This window comes from Pseudokineococcus basanitobsidens, assembly GCF_037482545.1.
Taxonomy (GTDB): Bacteria; Actinomycetota; Actinomycetes; order Actinomycetales; family Quadrisphaeraceae; genus Pseudokineococcus; species Pseudokineococcus basanitobsidens.
Genome location: NZ_JBBIAA010000075.1, coordinates 1 through 992, shown reverse-complemented (window position 1 = coordinate 992; position 992 = coordinate 1). Strand labels below are relative to the sequence as shown.

The following is a 992-nucleotide window of genomic DNA, read 5'->3' as shown; positions in this document are numbered from 1 at the left end:
TGCCCAGACCCCATCCGAAGGAGTTCCGCGACGACGTCGTGGCGGTCGCCCGCCGCGGTGACGCCTCGGTCGCCGAGGTCGCCAAGGACTTCGGGATCGCCGAGTCCTGCCTGCGGAACTGGCTCAAGGCCGCCGACGTCGCCGACGGCAACCGTCCGGGCGTGCGCCCTGATGAGGCCGCCGAGCTACACGAGCTCCGTCGCCGCAACCGACTCCTCGAGCAGGAGAACGAGATCCTGCGCCGCGCCGCGGCCTACCTGTCCCAGGCCAACCTCCCGGGAAAAGGCTCTACCCGCTCGTGAGAGAGCTCGCCGCCGACGGGATCCCCGTCGCCCTCACGTGCCGGGTGCTCGGCCTGGCCCGTCAGCCCTACTACCGGTGGGTGACCGCCCCAGTCGGGGCCCGCGAGGTGGCCCAAGCGCACCGGGCCAACGCGCTGGTCGACGCCCACCGCGACGACCCGGAGTTCGGCTACCGCTACCTCGCCGACGAGGCCCGCGCCGCCGGGCACCCGATGGCGACCCGGACCGCGTGGCGGCTGTGCTCGGACAACCGGTGGTGGTCGGTCTTCGGCAAGACCCGCCGCGGGACAGTCAAGCGTCCCGGGCCGCCGGTGCACGACGACCTCGTCGAGCGGGTCTTCACCGCGGACGGCCCGAACCGGCTGTGGTTGACCGACATCACCGAGCACCTCACCGCCGAAGGCAAGCTCTACCTGTGCGCCGTCAAGGACGCGTACTCCAACCGGATCGTCGGGTACTCCATCGACGACCGGATGAAGTCCCGCCTGGCCGTCACCGCCCTCGCATCGGCCGTCGCACGGCGCGGTGACGTCGCCGGCTGCGTCGTCCACTCCGACCGCGGGTCGCAATTTCGATCCCGGAAGTTCGTCCACGCCATCAACCGCGCCGACATGGTCGGGTCCATGGGCCGCGTCGGCGCCGCAGGTGACAACGCCGCGATGGAGTCCTTCTTCGCGCTGCTGCAGAAGA

General features: G+C 71.4%; 1 pseudogene. It reads left to right on the top strand.

What is annotated here, in order from left to right:
* Positions 1-992, top strand: a pseudogene (locus tag WDZ17_RS17340) (IS3 family transposase); the annotation flags it as partial.